20 protein-coding genes are annotated in these 18,050 nt (G+C 50.1%); 15 read left to right on the top strand and 5 right to left on the bottom strand.

All coding sequences use genetic code 11. From position 1 onward, the window contains the following. Positions 1-36: 36 nt before the first annotated feature. The 5 genes from PX52LOC_RS17145 to PX52LOC_RS17165 form a co-directional block, all read right to left on the bottom strand. On the bottom strand, positions 37-435 hold the full coding sequence (locus PX52LOC_RS17145) for a hypothetical protein (protein WP_149111253.1): 399 nt from the start codon (positions 433-435) through the stop codon (positions 37-39). A 58-nt stretch (positions 436-493) separates the two neighbouring features. Continuing rightward, entirely contained in the window at positions 494-859 is a 366-nt protein-coding gene (locus PX52LOC_RS17150) for a hypothetical protein (protein ID WP_149111254.1), read from the bottom strand. A gap of 60 nt (positions 860-919) precedes the next feature. Further along, the gene (locus tag PX52LOC_RS17155; RefSeq protein ID WP_149111255.1) at positions 920-1,549 is read right to left on the bottom strand and encodes a hypothetical protein; all 630 of its coding nucleotides are present in this window, start codon (positions 1,547-1,549) and stop codon (positions 920-922) included. 212 nt (positions 1,550-1,761) lie between these two features. After that, positions 1,762-1,959: a hypothetical protein gene (locus PX52LOC_RS17160; RefSeq protein ID WP_149111256.1), complete on the bottom strand. Its 198-nt coding sequence runs from the start codon at positions 1,957-1,959 to the stop codon at positions 1,762-1,764. A 143-nt stretch (positions 1,960-2,102) separates the two neighbouring features. Further along, positions 2,103-2,405 (bottom strand): hypothetical protein, encoded by a 303-nt coding sequence (locus tag PX52LOC_RS17165; protein ID WP_149111257.1) that lies wholly within the window; start codon positions 2,403-2,405, stop codon positions 2,103-2,105. Positions 2,406-3,491: 1,086 nt separating this feature from the next. Here PX52LOC_RS17165 and gp17 point away from each other — a divergent pair. From gp17 to PX52LOC_RS17240, 15 genes are all read left to right on the top strand, one after another. Next, complete coding sequence (gene gp17, locus PX52LOC_RS17170) at positions 3,492-3,935, top strand: tail completion protein gp17 (protein ID WP_149111258.1); 444 nt, start codon at positions 3,492-3,494, stop codon at positions 3,933-3,935. A gap of 29 nt (positions 3,936-3,964) precedes the next feature. Then, entirely contained in the window at positions 3,965-5,038 is a 1,074-nt protein-coding gene (locus PX52LOC_RS17175) for a hypothetical protein (protein WP_149111259.1), read from the top strand. Between the two features lie 260 nt (positions 5,039-5,298). Next, a complete protein-coding gene (locus PX52LOC_RS17180) occupies positions 5,299-5,703 on the top strand; it encodes an adenylyltransferase/cytidyltransferase family protein (RefSeq protein WP_218575382.1) in 405 nt (134 codons plus the stop codon). 746 nt (positions 5,704-6,449) lie between these two features. Continuing rightward, a complete protein-coding gene (locus PX52LOC_RS17185; RefSeq protein WP_149111261.1) occupies positions 6,450-7,769 on the top strand; it encodes an SGNH/GDSL hydrolase family protein in 1,320 nt (439 codons plus the stop codon). 706 nt (positions 7,770-8,475) lie between these two features. Then, positions 8,476-8,787 carry a hypothetical protein gene (locus tag PX52LOC_RS17190; protein ID WP_149111262.1) on the top strand — a complete coding sequence of 104 codons (312 nt, stop codon included), beginning with the start codon at positions 8,476-8,478 and terminating at the stop codon, positions 8,785-8,787. A 438-nt stretch (positions 8,788-9,225) separates the two neighbouring features. Beyond that, a complete protein-coding gene (locus PX52LOC_RS17195) occupies positions 9,226-10,812 on the top strand; it encodes a terminase TerL endonuclease subunit (protein WP_149111263.1) in 1,587 nt (528 codons plus the stop codon). Positions 10,813-10,932: 120 nt separating this feature from the next. Continuing rightward, positions 10,933-12,123, top strand: coding sequence for a phage portal protein (locus tag PX52LOC_RS17200; protein WP_168219052.1), 1,191 nt, complete (start codon positions 10,933-10,935; stop codon positions 12,121-12,123). Positions 12,124-12,127: 4 nt separating this feature from the next. After that, positions 12,128-12,646: an HK97 family phage prohead protease gene (locus tag PX52LOC_RS17205; protein WP_168219053.1), complete on the top strand. Its 519-nt coding sequence runs from the start codon at positions 12,128-12,130 to the stop codon at positions 12,644-12,646. Positions 12,647-12,683: 37 nt separating this feature from the next. Next, positions 12,684-13,994, top strand: a complete 1,311-nt coding sequence (locus PX52LOC_RS17210) for a phage major capsid protein (RefSeq protein ID WP_149111266.1) — start codon at positions 12,684-12,686, stop codon at positions 13,992-13,994. A 120-nt stretch (positions 13,995-14,114) separates the two neighbouring features. Continuing rightward, positions 14,115-14,693: a head-tail connector protein gene (locus tag PX52LOC_RS17215; protein ID WP_149111267.1), complete on the top strand. Its 579-nt coding sequence runs from the start codon at positions 14,115-14,117 to the stop codon at positions 14,691-14,693. Positions 14,694-14,728: 35 nt separating this feature from the next. After that, complete coding sequence (locus tag PX52LOC_RS17220) at positions 14,729-15,037, top strand: hypothetical protein (RefSeq protein ID WP_149111268.1); 309 nt, start codon at positions 14,729-14,731, stop codon at positions 15,035-15,037. Between the two features lie 45 nt (positions 15,038-15,082). Continuing rightward, positions 15,083-15,487, top strand: a complete 405-nt coding sequence (locus PX52LOC_RS17225) for an HK97 gp10 family phage protein (RefSeq protein WP_168219054.1) — start codon at positions 15,083-15,085, stop codon at positions 15,485-15,487. Between the two features lie 29 nt (positions 15,488-15,516). Further along, the gene (locus tag PX52LOC_RS17230; RefSeq protein ID WP_149111270.1) at positions 15,517-15,921 is read left to right on the top strand and encodes a hypothetical protein; all 405 of its coding nucleotides are present in this window, start codon (positions 15,517-15,519) and stop codon (positions 15,919-15,921) included. Beyond that, positions 15,921-16,280 (top strand): hypothetical protein, encoded by a 360-nt coding sequence (locus PX52LOC_RS17235; RefSeq protein ID WP_149111271.1) that lies wholly within the window; start codon positions 15,921-15,923, stop codon positions 16,278-16,280. Before PX52LOC_RS17230 ends, PX52LOC_RS17235 begins: the two co-directional genes overlap by 1 nt. A 311-nt stretch (positions 16,281-16,591) precedes the next feature. Next, positions 16,592-18,046 (top strand): DUF4175 domain-containing protein, encoded by a 1,455-nt coding sequence (locus PX52LOC_RS17240; protein ID WP_149111272.1) that lies wholly within the window; start codon positions 16,592-16,594, stop codon positions 18,044-18,046. The last annotated feature ends 4 nt before the right edge of the window (positions 18,047-18,050 follow it).

Here is an 18,050-nt window from a genome sequence, read left to right on the forward strand (position 1 = left end):
CCGCCGATTGGCGGGGTTGGTCGGGGCGGTTGTCGTTTACCAACTGTTCATCACTCGCAACGTGTCATGCGTTCCGTGGAGGAGTGTGTGTGTGCCGGACAGAAGAGAGGGAACGTAACCACCGTCGGCCTCAAAATCAGTAATTAAATCCTCCAGTTCTGACGTGGCATCGAATAGGAGCCTCACCACGTCACTTACCTTCTTTTCGAGTTGTTCGTAGCGTTTTTCTTTTTGAGTCTTCTTTTTTTGCGGAAACATCTTCCTTCGCTGAGCCGAGATCAGAGAGGGCGAATACTGAGTTTGCGAGATATTGAGTGCGGCAAGTTCGTCCATTACCAGACCGTTCGGTATGTTGCCACGTCGCCGGAATACCTCACGGATTGCTTCCGACACATTCGGGACACTGACCGCCTTCGTCACCTTCGTCGCTGCCATGTCGTTTACCTCGGGTGTTGGTGGACTCTGGGACGGGGGGTGTATGGTCACTCAGTTCTCATTTTCTTCTCATCAATTCCCGTTCCCTGTCGTGAGCGTCGAAGGCGTCAATCACTTCCCCCGCTACTCGTTTGGCCTTTGCCTCAAGAGCCTTCATTTCCTGTTCGTGAGCCGCTAGTTTCGGTTTCATTTCGGCCCACGCTCTTTGCGTCTTGGCCAACTCCCCTTCGGTAACGGCTAGTTTGGCTTCCTTTGCCCTTAGCCGTTCCTCTTCTTTAAATGTTATGGCCGTGTATCCAGCGTAGTGGGCAACGGTGGCAACCAGGATCACGCCGAACACCGCACCGCACACCAGGGAAGCCACCGGCAACCCTGACGATTCCCGACGGTAGCGGTTGTTCTCGCAGAATTCGAATTCGTTCACGTTCTGTCCTCCGTTAGTGTAAAGTCCTCACCAGGAAATTTAGGAAGACTATCGGAATAGTCAAACGGTTGTACGAAGTTTTAATCTCTCGATAAGTTTGGGCGTGAACTCGCCTCGGATGCGTTTGGCGGTATCGGCATCTTTCTCGGCTAACGTGTCAGCGTATGCCAACCAACCGACGTAATCCCATTGTGTGAGGTTACGCCATATGTTTACCTCGGCATCGTCCTCAGGTAATCGCAGAAACCAATAGGGACGACTGAACACCATGTCGCCGCAACGGATTTGGGTTCGTAGCCGCAAGAACTCTTGCGACTCGGCCGAGAACTTAGCCCACCATGCGGCAGCCACGGCTTTCCGTCGTTCCTCCTCTTGTTCGGCCTTCCGTCGCTCTTCCTCTCGTTCGGCGAGTTCTTGGATTCTGAGCCGTTTGGATCCCTCACGTGATTCCCTACGTGCCGCTTTTCGTGCTGCCTTACGTGTGGCTCTGACTCTGTCAGCATACAGTTCAGGCGGGATGACGAGATCGATACCATCAAGGTTTGGTTGGATGCCGTTGACCACAACGCCCAACCAAATATCGTAAATATCCGAGTCGTCGAATTCCGGCAAGAGATTTTTTAATCGTGCCCTGTCCTTCGGATTTTCGATCTCGCCTAGAATCTCACGTTCTTGTTGCTTGCGTTCCATGTTCTTTCTCCATGAGTGTGAAAAAATCATAATATCAGAATTTGCTTAGAATATCAATAAAAACCTGTATATGCCGACCTAAAAAAGTGCAAAAAAAGACTTTACGGTACACAAAGGATCGGAACGAGAGTGGGACAGAATAGGGGCGGTTCTGAATTTGGAAGGTTACGGAAATCGCAGGATCACCGTACACTTACCAACCGCCCCACGCTCTAACGGGAAGGCGAGAGAAGGTGAGATAATTTCTGTAAACAAAGCAGGAAGCCGTATGTTTCGTAGTGGTCTCGTGAAACACAGGTGATGCCCGTGGCAAGCGGAATAGTCCAGCCGTCCGGCTCTCGGTAGTTGACCTTGTAGCCGTAGCGTTTGGCAGCACGCCGAATGCGTCCCTTGAGTGCCTTTTCCGTCATCTTAGACCTCGCATAAGATTTAAAGTAGGACGCCCTAGGAAACGATCCAGGGGCGTGTCTACCTTTAGATATCAATCAATAAGCAACGTAATTTAGTCTGACTCTTTCAAAAATACTAGAGCCTTTTTGACCTGAACACTTCTCTAGTGCTTATTTATTTCCTTTAGTCCTAGTGACTCGTAATGCTCGTGGATTTCCAAAATTGCGTCTTCCTCGTTGCGCTGGCTAACTAGACAGCCGTCGAGGTGTCCCACGTCATAGCCTGACGCAAAGGCATTCATGTAAGTAATGGCAGCCTCGTGTGAATGACCTTCCCAGAAAGATGACCGCTTTTTGTTGTATAGCGTCCATCCTTCCTCATCGGTGTGCTTTGAAAGGTAGTGCTTCTTACGGGCAAGCCTCAGAACTCTTTTTTTCCCCGCCTCGTCTTGTGTGATTCTGCTCATTCGCAGTCCTCCAATACGTCCGCTATGTTAACAACCTCGGTGGTTGTCTCTTCTGAATCGTAACACCAGTCATCGTCGTTAAAAACCTCGGTCCCTTCGTTGAATGGTCCGCATACGTCTTCGTCGCAATAATACAGGGCGTAATCTCTGGCCTCTTCCTCGGATTCCGCATTGATTCCTAGCACTCGTGACGAGTATAGGGTACGCTCTACGATGATTTCAAACTTTGGCATTTACTAAAACCTCTCAGATAATGAATGAGAGTAGAGTATAACAAATCATGTGTAGAGAATAAAGAGCGGCAATTCATTCTAACCAACATTAGAATCTTTAAAGTTTATACTGTCTGATAATTGGCGTGTTGTTTAGTTAGTAAATTACGTGAGGGGGTTTCCCACCGTCATAATCTTAGGTTCTAGAGGGAAGGTTCTAGAGGATTAGGAGGGAAGCACAAATAAAGCATTAACCGCACGTCTAGTAAGCCACCGTATCGCTTTGACGACCAGGACACCATTGCCCTGTAACTTACCCTTTACTCACTACCGCTTTTTATTTATGACATTGTTAGACCAGGACGTAACCCCAACGCATCATTCACTAGATGCCCGTTGCCTGGAAACTGCGAACTAACGCAGAGCAGTATTTCAGTTTTTCGCACAGAAGGGACGAGAATCAAAGTCCCATTTCTTTATTTATTAAATTATCTCTGCCAGTTGATACGTTGATGGCTCGCAACGTGATAATCTTTTTGTGGAAGGGAGAAAGATCAAATTCTTGTAACCCTACAGTTGAATAGTTGACTAAGTATTATAGTCTCCAGGAATGAAAAATCTACGCTAGATACTGGATGCTAGACGAACAAGAATGCGCCGATTTAACCTCAACCTGTCAAGTGCTGAGAGACGCCGGTTACGGGGAGGTGGTATGGGCGATGGAACATTGCGACGTATACCGGGTAACGTCCGGCCGGTTGAACGTCGCAAAGTTGGGCAGAACTCTAAATCTCACTCCGTATCAGACTGCCAAAACATTACGAGAAGTGCGTAGGGTAGCGAACGAATTCAGGCCCAAAGAACTAGATAAGGAATGATCGAAGCAATCGTATACGCTCGCCTCACTGCCAATACCTCACTGGCAACCGCCCTGTCTGGTCGCATCTATCCAGCGATACCGGAAGAGAACATTCCGGCGCTACCTCACCTCGTTTACAATTGCTCTCTCAGCCAAAGTATCCAGACACTTGAGGGAATGGCCGGGTTGGAACAATACTCGGTTGACGTGACCGTATATCACCGTGACTGGCAGTTAGCGCTAAGTCTGGCAGCGCAAGTCAAAGAGTCGATGAATGGTTGGAGAAGTAGCGGGAAGGTTGGGCCGGTGTTGTCCTCTACACTTCAGTCCAGCGCCCTGGTTGCCGAGAGTGGAGCCGCTACTCAAACCTACCAACTTTGGATCAACGAATACCTCACGCCAGAATACGTATTAGACTTTTCAATTCCTGACAATTCACAATACCTACTTTTGATCTAAAAATTTGACGCCAGACTACTTTATAAGGTATGGCAGACAATATAGTAATTAAAGACGGTGGCGGAACAAGTGTAGTAATTGCCACCGATCAAGTGGGAAGTGTCCAGTACCCAATTCACAAGGTAGCGTTTGGCGTTGACGGCGTCGCAACAGCGGTAGACGGCGACAATCCGTTGCCAGTCACCTTAGCCGAGTCGATGACGGTTAGCGGCACGGTGGCCGTTTCAAGCGTCTCAACGGCCGTTCCCATCACGGATAACTCAGGCTCACTGACGGTTGACGGAACTGTAGCCGTGTCGAGTGTAGGCGGAACCGTGGCAGTAAGTATCGCCTCTGCCCTTCCGATTACCGATAACTCTGGATCACTGACGATTGATGACGGCGGCGGTTCTATCACGATAGACGGCACGGTGGCCGTTTCCGGCGTGTCTGGGACCGTTCACGTCGATGACAATTCAGGCTCACTGACCGTAGACGGAACCGTAGCCGTTAGCAGTGTGGGGGGAACGGTGGCCGTTAGCGGCACGGTAGCCGTTTCCGCCATCTCAACCGCAGTGCCGATCACGGATAACTCTGGTTCCTTGACGGTGGACGGAACGGTAGCAATTGACACAACCGGCCTTCGATCCGTCGTCGCCGTTGAGATCACCCGGCCGAGCGACACGACCGCTTACGCCATTGGCGACAGTGTCAACACCAGCACCTCCGCACCAACGGTAATCACGTTCCCGAACTTTGCGAGAACGTCAGGCGGTTCCGGCTACATTGTTAGCGCCGTTCTCTCAACTGACAAAAAGTCCATCACGCCACGTATTCGGGTTCACCTGTTCTCAAGTTCGCCAACACTGGTCAACGACAACACCGCATATTCCAGCCTTTATGCGGATAACACAAAGCGAATCGGTTTCTTCGAACTTCCGGCGATGATTACCGGCAGCGATACGACCAATTCGACAGAGTCCTATAGCCAGGACAACACACTACGAATACCGTTCACGGCCGTATCCACACGCTCAATTTATGCCGTGTTGGAGACGTTGGACGTGTTCACACCGGCGAGCGGACAAAAATTTAAATTGACACTTACAGGGGACTTAGACTAATGAAAAAACAGAAAACGCTATTTGACAGGGAAGTAGTATTTGAATCAACGGAACACAAGAACGAGTATGACATTAAATTCATTACGCCAGAAAAGTTCATCGAGCTAATAAAAGATCTCTATGAACGCTTGGAAATAGTAGAGGTTAAAGAAGATGAGCATCAACAGAAAACGTAACCGCCGGTTCCTCGAAACATTGGACGTGTTCACGCCAGCGAGCGGACAAAAATTTAAATTAACACTGACGGGGGACTTAGACTAGTGGGCAAGAGAAATACAATTGTCTTTACGTCGGGTTGCTTTGATATCTTACACGTCGGGCATCTTTCCACGTTGGAGTTTGCCAAGGCACAAGGGGATATCCTGATTGTCGGCATGAACTCAGACGAGAGCGTTAGCCGGTTGAAGCCCGGCAGACCCGTCAACAAAAGACCTGACAGGGTGAAAATTTTGATGGCCTTAGAGATCGTAAATTGCGTAATTATCTTTGACCAGGACACGCCGTTAGAGCTCATCAAGATCATGAAGCCTGACGTGATTGTCAAGGGCGGGGATTACGAGGCAAAGGACGTTGTCGGTTACGGTTTGGCCGAAGTCCGTATCGCCCCTTACCTCCCCGGCTACTCAACCACAAGAATACTAGAGGCGATAAATGGTCAATCGTAAGCGTAATCGGCGGTTCCTTCGATCCTCACCCAACGTAGCAACCTCGACAGCACCGGGCGGCGGCGCACCAGTAAACCCACTTAGAGCCTTTGTCGCCGGACAGCAATCGACAGGACAAGGCCCACGGCTCACCGGGGAAGACGTTATTCTCCGCACGAATATTGAAGTAGAAGCAATTATACACAGGTAACATTTATGGCATCATCACCAACATACGCAAGCACGCCCCGAAACGGCTCTCTCCAACTGAACAACGCCAGTAGCACCACTGCGGCAGCATTCAGCAACATCACACCTGTCTCAGCGGGTACCAGAATTCGAGAGATTCGAGTATCAAGCGGACCAACGACCGCACCAGGGGGAACAACGAAAGTTCTTCTATTGGTCAACGACGGAACCAACGACAGAATTTTAGACGTGTTTTCAATGACCAACACAACGGACACACAACAAGCCGTGTTCCGATACGACAATTTAATCCTCCCAACGGGTTACAGTCTTAAAGGTGTGACACGAACGGCCTTGACCTCGGGCGCAACCTTAGACTTTCTCGCATTCGGAGAGGACTTGACGTAATGAAAAAAGTAAATCCTGAACTTAGACAGCGTATCTACGAATTGGTAAATGAGTTTGTCCAAAAGGTAGAGACAGAGTTCCAAGGCGAGTCGGAAGATTGCGTGTTTCCTCTTATGTTCCGCTTTTTTGACTTGGCAAATCAAGCATACAAAGACGGAAAGAAATAAAAAATGATTCTAGGATATGGCAAAGAAAAGCCCGATTTCCGCAAGCCCTACACGGATGGCCGGATTGTTGGCAGTCCGCCTACTGGTGTGCCGAGTCCGACACAGATTGCCGGGTTGAGTGCCTATTACACGGCCTCTAGCCTCGCCGACAACAAAGGGGACGGAACCAATATCACCAGTTGGCCAGACGTGGCAGGGCAATACCCGCTCAACTACGTTCAAGGGACGGCAACGTATTACAGTTCCAATTTATCCCAAGAGAAACGGCCGTTCGTGTGGTTCCTCAGCGGCAACAATGCGGCCGGGGTTTTCAACAATCCCACCTACGTTACCAACGCTCGCCGCATGTCCTGCTTTCTCGTTATCGACCTCGATTCAATCGACCGCAACAGTTATCCAATCAACATCGGCTCTTTCGACCTCGCACTCCAAGTCATGAACGGAATCGTGCGTTGGTATGACGGCGGAAACACCTACACAACAACTTTTAAAGTTCCCACCAATCGAAGAATCGCAATTCTCGTAACGTGTAACGACCAATCTACCAAAGTCTACGTCGATAGCGTATCCAACGTCCAAACACTCACGGCCAATGGATCAGGCCGATATACTGGCCTCAATCTCGGCCACACAAGTTCTCCAGCACACGGAAAAATCTACGAATTCGGTATTTATCGACGTGACCTAACGACAAACGAAGCAAGCCAATTTTTTGAATATTGTCGAGTGAATTACGACACGGGAAGCGCCGCAGAAACGCCATTGGGTAGAGTCATTTTTGAAGGTGATTCCATCATGGAAGGGTTCGGCTCAACACGTGGCCGAAACATCTCAGACCGCCTGAAAGTGAACAAGAATTGGCATTGTCATAATTTCGGGCTTTATGGTCAATTTGTTACTGACATGACATCCGACCAAAGTGAAATCAACACACCTTACGCCAATTCATCAAACTGGTTATTCTTCATTGGTGGAATCAACGATATTGCGTCTGGTAACAGTGCGGCAACAGTCCACACCAGGATAAACACGTATCTAACGGCCGCTATATCAGGCGGTTTCTCAAAGGCCAATATTGTCGTATTCACACTGTCCAGCAATCGAGAACAGACGGTTAGGGACGACGTGAACACGTTGATTCGAGCTAACTACACGTCCTATGCTGGCCAATTGGTAGACGTGGCAGCCGATCCGTTCTTAGGTGTCACTTTAGCGGGCGGTTTCCTGAACAGTGCCGCTTATACAGACTTAGTTCACCCGACAGACTTAGGTTACGCCTACTATGCGGAACTCATCAGAAACTCAATCACCTTACCGTTTTAACAATCAGGCCACTATATAAGAGCATGAACATTAACTATGCGGGCATTGGCCTCTTGTTTCTGGCCGTGTATCAGGCCACTGTATTGGACTTCCCATCGGCTCTACAGTCCTTATTCGCCGCACTCACGGCCTTTGGTGTCAAGGTAGCAGTGAGCAGGGGGATTAGGCAGAACAACCTATTGACAGACCATCTGTTGATGAACGCCAGGTCGCACACTCGTGACGTAGAGGCTAAGGTTGATGCCGTTGCCAATAGTATTGAGGGCTACCACTTGTTAGCCATACCCAAAGCAGAGGTAGAGCCTTTAGTAAATAAAGAATCGGAATGATTGGCATTGGCATTGAATGTTAAAGATTAAAGGTTTACTATCGGGATATAATGACACTAAGACGAGTGTCTATGCTTTGACGCTAGGATAACGGTCCAAGTGTTGGAGGGTGGTCCCCTGGAGACGCCCACGCTCGCCGCTGAAAACGAAAGCCACAATCAAGTAAGGCTCCACAAAGAGAAAATTATGAACGAAGCACAAGCCATTGACATAGCCAAACTATACGAGCGGATGAGAGACGGACTGAAGCCAAGGCCGGAACCTGTAGACGCCCTGGTTGATTGGACGAAGACGATACCTCACCCGTGGAGAGTTGCGTGTCTTACCAGTGTCGGTGACGTGTTGACGTTGATTATCGAGAGGAAAGGGAGCCATCCGTGCGAGTCCCAAATTATTTAAAGGGCCAAGCCGCTGAGTTCTGGCGTAGTCACTATGCCAGACTTGTGAAGCAGGGAATTCTAGACCCGGATCAGGACACGGAAACTTTCGTTATCGTGTGTAAGTTGTGGTATGTCATTCAGAATACAGACCCGATGGACGAACAAGGTAAGGCCGGTGTGCGGTTCATGTCGGCCTTGAAACTGTATCAAGCCTACGCCAAGCAATTCGGAATGACGCCGAAGGATCGTAAGGCGAGCAAAGTAGACAGTGCTAAGAGCATTGAAGAGGCATTGGGAAGGGTTGAGTAATGCCCTGGAAACCGCCCGCCTTTCGCTTCAAAAAGCCACACGTCCCACGCCCCCAATACGGAAAAGACCATAAGGCTATGCGGGAGCAGTTGCTCGATACCCATCCTCTCTGTCAGATGTGTGAGAAGGAATGGTCAGTGGAGGCACACCACTTACGGTATCCGGCACGGTCAATAACTGACTACCTCGCACTCTGTGTAACGTGTCACAAGCAAGTTGAAAGAGAGAAGCAAGGGTGAAGCAAGTTTGGCAAGGCCACCACATCACATACGAGGACGGGCGGAAGCATCCTCCGGCCGAATGGATCGTTGACGTTACGAAGGGCGAACACTTCCTAATCACCCAACTACAGAGGTTCAAAAGCCTCAGCGAAGGGGCGAAAGCGGCAATCCTTTACGAACTGTCTAGGATGCAAACGAGGAAGACTAAAGAGGACAAGTGACTGAAGAGAAACAACAACCGCCAGCATGGGCAATCAAGACGAAGAGTGACGAGCAAGCCTTACTAGAGGGTTGTTATTGGGACCAGGAGGCGGCTGATAAGATCATTTGGTTTATCGAAAAGCACTTCCGTAGCCAGCATATTCCCGGCAAGATCAAACTTAGACCAACACAAATCCAACTACTTCAAGAAATTGAAGGCTGGCGGTTGCCCGACGGCCGTAGACGGTGGCGTGTGGTAAACCTCCATTGCCCTAAAAAGGGCTTTGGTAAAACCCTCATGACGGCCATTTATGCTTTCTATAGTATGCTGGCGAGTGGGGAACCATCCCCAACCGTGTTCACGGCAGCGGCGAACCGAACCAATGCGGCTCAGATTTACAAAGAAGTGAAATACGCTTTCGACAAGGCCAACCTTACGGACTTCACACGGCAGCGGGAACACATCAAAGAGATTGAAATCCCCAGCACCAACGGTCATTTTAAATCACTGACGGCTGACGCCAAATCTAATCACGGCTGGAACGTGTCTGTATTGATTGTCGATGAGGCGCACGTAGTGCCGGAACCTCTTTGGCACGCTCTCCGCTACGCTACCGATGCCCGGAATAACGGCCTTGTATTCGTCATCTCAACGGCAGGTGCGGAAAAGATCGGGTGGTACTACGACCTTTATTGTAAGTCCAAACGGGTTATCAGCGGCGAAGAGATCGACATCACTTACCTTCCGCTTGTGTATGAGGCGGACGCCGACGCCAAAGACTACGATGACCCGGCCCAATGGCGCAAGGCCAACCCTTATTTGGGATCAAAGGAATTCCCAGAGGATCAGTTCCGCAGAGACTACTATTCTGCCAAGGCCGGCGGAATAGGCGAATACTATAATTTCCTGAATCTTAAAATGAACCTTTGGATTAGTGCGGCTAGTGGCCAGTGGTTCGACGTGTCAAACTTCGATTCCTTCAAGCAACCAATGACGCCAGAAGAGTTAGTCAACTTCCGGTGTATGGGCGGGCTTGACCTCGGAATGACCACAGACCCGACCGCATGGGCCAAGATGTGGGACTTGGGGGAAGGCAAATACTATATCGAGTCCAAAGCATGGGTTCCCGCTGAGTCGATGAAGTATCGGAAATCGAAGAAACTACCTTTGTTCACCAACTATTCCGATATTGAACTTACCGACGGAGACATGGTCGATGCCGATTTAGTCAAAGGCCACATCCTAGCCGACTGTAAAAAGTTTAACATCGAAGGCATTTACGCCGATACCACATCATCCTTCGTCCTCGGTAATCAGATCATGGAAGAGGGTTACAACTTCACACGTGTTTCGCCGTCCTTTCAGACTTACAATCCGGCAATGCTTGAGTTTAAACGTGCTTACGACCAGGGCAGGATAACCCACAACGGTTCCACGTGGCTACGGTTCTGCCTCAGCAACGTGAGGATTCAGGTGTCCAACACCAATGAAATACGCCCTACGAAGCGTAGCAAGATGGACCTGATCGACGGATTTTGTGCAGCCATTTTGCGATGTTCGGTCACATCCAAGGGAATCAAAACCGTGTCGATGCCTTCGTAATTTCTGATTGACATGACTAGATAAAGCGTGAAGAAACCAAATCTAATCCAACGAGTGATAAACCGGCTACAGAGTCCGACGTATCAAGCCAACAAGACTCCAGAGGGCTATTGGGGGCCGGTGTCCGCTGACGCCGTAAGGACTCGTGAAATTGCCCTGACGATACCGGCCGTCTCTGCGGCGGTGGGGCTTTACAAGCGTCAGATTGCCTCCTTTCCGTTGCTCACCTACACGGCCACTAGCAAAGACGGCTTAGAAGGGCGGACGAAGGCGGAAGATATCCCCGAATTCCGCTTACTGAACGCTCAACCGAACGAAAACACACCTCGGCAAGTCCTGATGAAAGGGCTTGTCGATGACTATTGGTGGCACGGGGAAGCCTTCCTCCTGGTCCGTTACGACGGAACGGGGAAGATATTCGACCTTGCCCGCCTTCCCGCCTCTTCCGTTTATCTGGTAACGATCAACGAAGTGACCGGAAAGAAGGAATTCCGCACGAGGACGGGAAGTTACGAACGCACTTATCCGGCCTTGAACGAGAAGATTATCCATATTATCCGAGAGCCGGACGACTACGGCCTCCGTGGGGTTGACCTGCTGACAAGTGCCGGTGAAGTCCTCGGCCTTCATCGCCAGATCATGACCAGTGCGGAAGCCTATTACCGGAATTCGGTCAGACCGTCAGGTTATATCTCGATAGACGGGACAGGGAGACTACAGGACAACGCCCTCGAACTCATGCGATCCTTTTTCAAGGCGATGTTCGGCGGTTCTCAAAATGTTGGTGAAATTCCCGTTCTTCAAGGTGCCAAATTCAACCAGCTCACGGGACTGACGGCACAAGATGCCGCAATTCTTGAAGCATTGGCGGCCTCTGCCGCTAGTGTCTGTATGGTTTTCGAGCTCGTTCCGTCCGACATCGGCGACCAATCACAATCAAAATACAACAGCGTTGCGGCGGATAAGTCCGATCAAGTCACCCGCTCTTTCCGTCCCGTCCTCGACAACTTCGAAACGGCCATCAATAACGCACTTTGGCCGAACGGTGAATACTGGTGCGAGTTCGACACGGACGAAATCCTACGGGGCGACCCGGAGACGTTCGCCCGTGTGGTCGGAATGGGCATAACCAGCGGCTATATCCTTCGCTCGGAAATGCGTGACTGGCTCGGCCTACCACCGGAAGCGGGATTAGATATTCCGCTTTATCCGCTCAATCAAGGCCCACAGATGGCCAACCAGACCACGAACGACCAGGGCGCACAACAGGAAGGGAATCAGGCCAATGATAATTCAACGACTGGCGTCTAACGATGTGAGCATTACGACCGACCGGCGGGTGAGTTTCTATGCGGCTCTTTACGGGGCAGAAACTCGGATCGACGAAGGCCGTAAATCCTACATGGAAACGATATCCTCGCAGGCTTTCACGGACTTTCTCCGAACGTCCGGCGAAGTTCTCGGAACGGTCAACCACTTGCCGAATTACACGTATGCCAAGCGGACGGACGGAAGTCTCTTGCTCCAGAGTGACAAAAAAGGGTTGTTCACATCGTCTTACTTGCCCGACAACGAAGTGGGCGATTATGTTTACACGGCTTACAAGCAAAATCGAGTTAAAGGTGCGTCGTTCCAAAGTGTCCCAATGCTTTCACGCACTAGGCCGGACGGCGTTGTAGAGCGGGAAAGCCTCTATTTGTATGACGTTACAATCGCAATAGACGCATTACCGGCCTACCCACAGACGGCTACTCAAGTTGTTGTTAGGTTAAAACAAAATTACGAACAGCAATTGGCAATGTTCAATTATCAAAAAATGAAACTAGGACTCTAGATAAGGTAAGTTTTTCGAAAAACCACCAAAGGAAAATATGGATAAAGTTAGAACTGAAGAAGAAATCAACACCGAAATCGGCTCACTCACCGCACGGGGTGACGAGTTGGAACTAAAGGCTAAGGGCGAAGAGGGTTTATCCCTTGAGGAAGCCGACGAACTTACGGCCCTCGCCGCTAAACTGAAAGAGTTGGGCGTTGAGCGTAAGGTAACGGAATCCCGCCTCGCAATGGCGAAAATCAAAGAAGAATTGGCCAAGCCAACTACGCCAGCGCCGAGATACGAACCAGTCATCAAGCGAACCGCCCAATCAGACCCGAAAGAGGGAATCAAACAATGGGTTCGCTCGCAATTCGGTCGGCAGTTGTCGCCGTTGGAACTGTCAAAGATTCAGGAATCGGGTTACTCGACAAGCGGTAACACGATCACGATTCCATACGACATGAGCACGTTGAATAAGCGGATGTATCGTACCAAGATGAACACGGGCGGTGCCGGTGTTGGTCTGGAACTGACATACAAGACGTATTCGCAAAGTATCATCGAATACCGTAATTATCTTTCGCCGTTTGTCTCCGCACTGACTAGCGAATCGCTCGCCAATGATGGTAACTCAACTCGCCAGTACACGACCATAGACCCGACCGCACTGAAGTCTACTAAGACTTCGGCATCGTCTGGGACTGAAATTGCCCCGACGATTCCGGCTAAGAACTTCGTGACCAGTAAGATTGACCTCAGGCCGTTCACATTGACAGCCGGTAAGTTCACGGTAACTTGGGAAATGGCGAATTCTTCATTGGTAAACGTCGTCGATAGGATTGTGCCAATGGTTCAGGGTTCGGACGATATCGCAATTGAAGAAATGGTTATCACCGACACTGGCAACGGATCGAACGGCGGTATGAAAGGGTTGGTCACTTCGGCGACGGCCTTCACACCGCTCTCAACGACGATTCCAAAGATCATGGACGAATATTCCTTCAAGATTCCGAAGCAATACCGACAAAACGCCGTCATGCTCGTGAACGATTTCACGATGGGCTTCCTTGTCAGTGAGTATATCGACGACGTTGGTAGAAGCCTGTTCGACAAGAACGCAACGGCGAATCCTGAATTCGACACGTTGGACGGTAAGCCGGTATACGTTTCTAACTTCGTGGACGATTACCAAGTTATCTACTGTGTTCCGGAATACTTCCAACTTCTGTTCGGTGCTGCCGCAGACTTGGCCATTCAACGGGATTCCTCGGTTTGGCCGGATAGACTGGTTGAGCAAGTGTCGATGGTAACTGGTGCCTATATCGGCCCACCGAACACATGCTGGAAACTTGACCTGGGTTCATAAAAAATACAACTTCCCACTATATAAAAGTGGTTGGACTCGTTGTCTAAAACCTTTTGTTAATGGATTGGGAAAGCCGGCTAGTAATAGCCGGTTTTCTTATTGCACCTGACTAAATACGGTATGAACAAATCCCTACAAGAAACCGAATACGATGGCGACCCTATTGTATCCCTCGATGCCCTCAAACTACGCATCGGCAGCAACAACGGGACGGCGGAAGACGATGACTTACTAATCCTCCTCGACACTGCCCGTAAAGTCTTCGAACGAACGGCGAACGGGAAGATTGTCGCCACACGCACTTTCACACAGTGGCAACCGTGCTGGAAATCCTACTTCGCACCAGTCCGGCTAGAAGTTGGTCCCGTCCTGTCGATCACTCATGTTAAATACTATGACGTTGACGACGTTCTACAGGAGGTAGACACGGGTGATTACGCTTCCGACCTGACCGGGATTCCGGCTTATCTTTGGATGCTTGAGGGCAAGGAATGGCCGACGCTCAACGCTTACCGGCCAAGACCCGTCGGCATCACGTATACGGCTGGAATGGCTACAGTCCCGAACGACATCAAGCAAGCGATTCTCCTCCTTGCGGCATCGGCCTACTATGCCAACCAATCCGCTGAGGACGTTCCAATTCCTGACGGATTCCAACGTCTGTGTAACCAGCACAATACCGGCTTGGGGGGCTTCTAATGGCACGGGGAAAGAATGGCAATCGAGTTCGACGGATGATTTACGACAAGAGTGAGCCGGACGACATTGGCAACGTGAGCCTCTGTTACAGGGCCGACGCTTGGCTTTGGTGTAACCTGCAAGAGACGCAAGGGCAGATTACCGACGTGAACGGATCACCACAGACGGGGGCCAGGGCGATTATCACCGTGACAGGGTATCCAGCACTCACGGCGTTAGACATGCTGAAGGACACAAGCGACCAGATTTGGCGAATTGAAACGCTCTATTACGCCAATAACAACACGATTTGTGATTGCTTTCGGTTCGATTCGGGCTTTGAGGACTTTGTAATTTGCGACTAAGGAGGGCTTATGGCATCAGGGTTTGTATGGAAGATAAAGCCAACGGTGGCCGTTCATAAGATTAAATTGAATGTTCAAGATAAATTCATGCGCATTGCCATCAATGCCGGGGCAGCACCGGCTAAGGCTCAGATGGTAGAGACCGTGCCATCCGATACCGGCGCACTCAAGAAAAGTATAAGAATTAAAATTGCTCACTACCGCAGAAAGCAACTTTGGTTCGTGTTCATCGGGGCAAAAACTAAGTTTGTCGTCAAGGGTAAACAGGCAACAAAGAAAAAGCCAAAGAGGAACGAGAAGCAACCTAGCCGATACTTCAAGAACATCGACCAGGGGACAAGCAAGTTGAGGGGACGCCAGTTCGTAAGACGAATCCTTCCTAGTGCCGAGTCTCAATTCCAAGAACGATTCTGTGGCAAGATGCGAGAATTAATCAACTCTCAAGGCTAGATACTTCATCCCTAAAAGTTGGAGTATTTATGACGGCACACGATGGAGTAATTGGTAACGGCGCAAAGGTGACGTTCGGCGGTGTTCAAATTAACAACTGTATGAGTATTTCCGTTGGCTCAACGACAGTTGACTCGGTGGAAGTTACCACACTGGAAGACAACGGCCAGAAGCGGTATTTGCCGAGTCTGAGAGATAACGGCAGTGTGGTCGTGAAGTGTTTGTACAAGGAAGACACACGGGGCGATTTACTGGCGATGATTGGCCAGAGGGACACGTTGGTAGTCAGTGGGCCGGAGGTGACTGGTTACGAACTTGCGGCATCCTTTGAGGAAGCCTTTATTACCGAGTTGACGCAACCGGAATTCACAACGTCCGGACTCGGCGAAATGTCGGTAACATTCAAAATTGACAAAGTTGGAGACGATTCATAATGACTATCACTAAAGAGGCTTTCGCTAAAGCCGCAATCGAAGACAAGTATTTAATCTGCCCGGTTCCCGAATGGGGAATTGAAATGAGGTTCCAGACGTTGTCAATTGGCGAACGGAACTCTTTGTTGAACGTAGGGGGCGGAATTGACAAAAAGTACATCGGCCCGGTTTACGTGCTTTTGTATTGTGCCGTAGACGATGAAGGAAAGCGGTTGTTCACGGATAAAGACTTGCCAATCCTGATGGACAAAGACGCTAACGTCATGGAGCGTCTTTGTAAGGTTGCGATGGATCATGCGAAGTTAGGCGGCGAAGCGGTTGAGGAAGCAAAAAAAAACTGCTCAGAGACCCAGACCTAAATTTCGCAATGGATTTGGCCTTAGAACTTGAACTAACTCTAGGGCAAATCTTAGAGATGCCCGGTTGGGAGTTCGATTTGTGGAAAGCCAAGTCCATTCTCTACGGCCTACCGTCCCAACGCATAGAAACCATACTGGCCAAGATCGGTTATTACGTTGGTGCGGTTCAGGGCGGTAAGTGGAAATTCGAAGACTTGTTCCCAAATTCGCCAGAACGGGAGAAGCGGGAAGAGTGGGAAGTAACACGGGAGAAGTTGAAGGCGTATCGGGCTGGACTCAGGGCGCAGGAACTCGCACGAGAAAGGAAGTAAATGTCATCAGGAGGGGCTAACGTCGGGAAGGGCGCACTAGAACTAGGCGTCAATTCCGAAGGACTGAATAAGGGGCTTGACCAGGCCGCAGCAAAGGCGGAAGCGACCGGCTCACGTCTCGGCCGTGTGGCCAACAAGATTAGCGGCGGTTTCTCACGTGCTTTCGGACTGGTTCAAACCTCCCTCGGTGGCGGTAGACTCTTCGACGAAGCGAAAATAGCGGCTTCCGAACGTGCCTTGGATCGTGTCAAGGCCGCACAAGAACGGTTAGCCGACGCAACGGATAAGAATCGGGGACGGCTCACGGAAGCCTTGAAAAAGGCAATGGATGACCCGTCCATTATCCAGGCCGCAAAGACACGGGGCGGACGGATTGCCGACGCTATCGCACTCAGATTGGGCAAGGTTAGCAATGTTTTAAAGAGCACACTAGGCGTTGCCGGAGGCGTTGCCCTCGGCCTGGGACTGTTTGAGGGGGCAAAGAAAGCCGTCGAACAGGTTGACCGCCTAAAGGACAGAATCGAGAAGGGCGAAAACAAGAATCAGAACTTAGATTTTCAAGGGTTGGCCAACGGTAGCAAGGCAATCGAGAATATCAGTAACGCTATTGATGTGGTCGTTACTAAGTTCGCCGGCGCACTTGCCCCAAGTATCAATTTGGTTGCCCAATATATCACGGACTGGTTGCCGAGACTCACGCCGGTATTCAATTGGGTAAGTAACGTCCTGTCGGAAGTGATTAGCGTCGTGTATGAACTCGCCGATAGTTTCCTCAGCGGTGTTGCCTCAATCGTCGATAGTATTGCGTCCTGGATCAACGAGACGACCGGGCTAGGCGATACGTGGATTACTGCCTCTGACTTGATTATCGGGGCGTTCCGGGGCGTTGGCGTAGCCGGTGCTTACGTGTGGGACACGTTGAAAGCCGGTGCCGGTGTTGCGGCTATTGCCTTCGCACTCATTCCAAAGGCTTTGGCCTTCGTAGTGGGAGCGTTCAAAGAACTTATAAATCTGGCTGATTACATTCCATCCGCATTCAAACCGACATGGTTGGGTGATTTTCAGAACGGAATTGAGAAGACGCAAAGTTATATCCAAAAGGCCGGCGACGATATGACGGCCTGGGGCGTTGGGGCAATCAGTAGTTTCGGCAAGAGTGCTGCCGGTGTAAACGAGTATTTCGACAACATTTCTGACCGTGCTTTACGTGACCGAATCAAGGCCAGTAAAGATGCAGACTTGATCCAAGAGAAGATGAAGGCTAGTGAAGGAAAGAGGGATGCCATTATCAAGGGCAGTAAAGAGGACTTCAGTTTTCAGGCCAAGATACGGACTGAGGCTTTGCTATTGCCGAAGGATAATAAGACGGAAAAGGCCGTTGATAAGGTAGGGGCTAAAGTTGCTCAAGTAAACGAAACACTGAAACAAGGGTTCGCCAACTTTGGCGTGATATAGGGGG

This window comes from Limnoglobus roseus (assembly GCF_008254045.1).
Lineage (GTDB): Bacteria > Planctomycetota > Planctomycetia > Gemmatales > Gemmataceae > Limnoglobus > Limnoglobus roseus.

Excerpts from the sequence above, each read along its gene's own strand:
- PX52LOC_RS17175 (WP_149111259.1), top strand. The coding sequence starts at position 3,965 with ATGGCAGACAATATAGTAATTAAAGACGGTGGCGGAACAAGTGTAGTA.
- PX52LOC_RS17145 (WP_149111253.1), bottom strand. The coding sequence starts at position 435 with ATGGCAGCGACGAAGGTGACGAAGGCGGTCAGTGTCCCGAATGTGTCG.
- PX52LOC_RS17220 (WP_149111268.1), top strand. The coding sequence starts at position 14,729 with ATGATTTACGACAAGAGTGAGCCGGACGACATTGGCAACGTGAGCCTC.
- PX52LOC_RS17235 (WP_149111271.1), top strand. The coding sequence starts at position 15,921 with ATGACTATCACTAAAGAGGCTTTCGCTAAAGCCGCAATCGAAGACAAG.
- gp17 (WP_149111258.1), top strand. The coding sequence starts at position 3,492 with ATGATCGAAGCAATCGTATACGCTCGCCTCACTGCCAATACCTCACTG.
- PX52LOC_RS17155 (WP_149111255.1), bottom strand. The coding sequence starts at position 1,549 with ATGGAACGCAAGCAACAAGAACGTGAGATTCTAGGCGAGATCGAAAAT.
- PX52LOC_RS17230 (WP_149111270.1), top strand. The coding sequence starts at position 15,517 with ATGACGGCACACGATGGAGTAATTGGTAACGGCGCAAAGGTGACGTTC.
- PX52LOC_RS17185 (WP_149111261.1), top strand. The coding sequence starts at position 6,450 with ATGATTCTAGGATATGGCAAAGAAAAGCCCGATTTCCGCAAGCCCTAC.
- PX52LOC_RS17240 (WP_149111272.1), top strand. The coding sequence starts at position 16,592 with ATGTCATCAGGAGGGGCTAACGTCGGGAAGGGCGCACTAGAACTAGGC.
- PX52LOC_RS17165 (WP_149111257.1), bottom strand. The coding sequence starts at position 2,405 with ATGAGCAGAATCACACAAGACGAGGCGGGGAAAAAAAGAGTTCTGAGG.
- PX52LOC_RS17215 (WP_149111267.1), top strand. The coding sequence starts at position 14,115 with ATGAACAAATCCCTACAAGAAACCGAATACGATGGCGACCCTATTGTA.
- PX52LOC_RS17210 (WP_149111266.1), top strand. The coding sequence starts at position 12,684 with ATGGATAAAGTTAGAACTGAAGAAGAAATCAACACCGAAATCGGCTCA.
- PX52LOC_RS17160 (WP_149111256.1), bottom strand. The coding sequence starts at position 1,959 with ATGACGGAAAAGGCACTCAAGGGACGCATTCGGCGTGCTGCCAAACGC.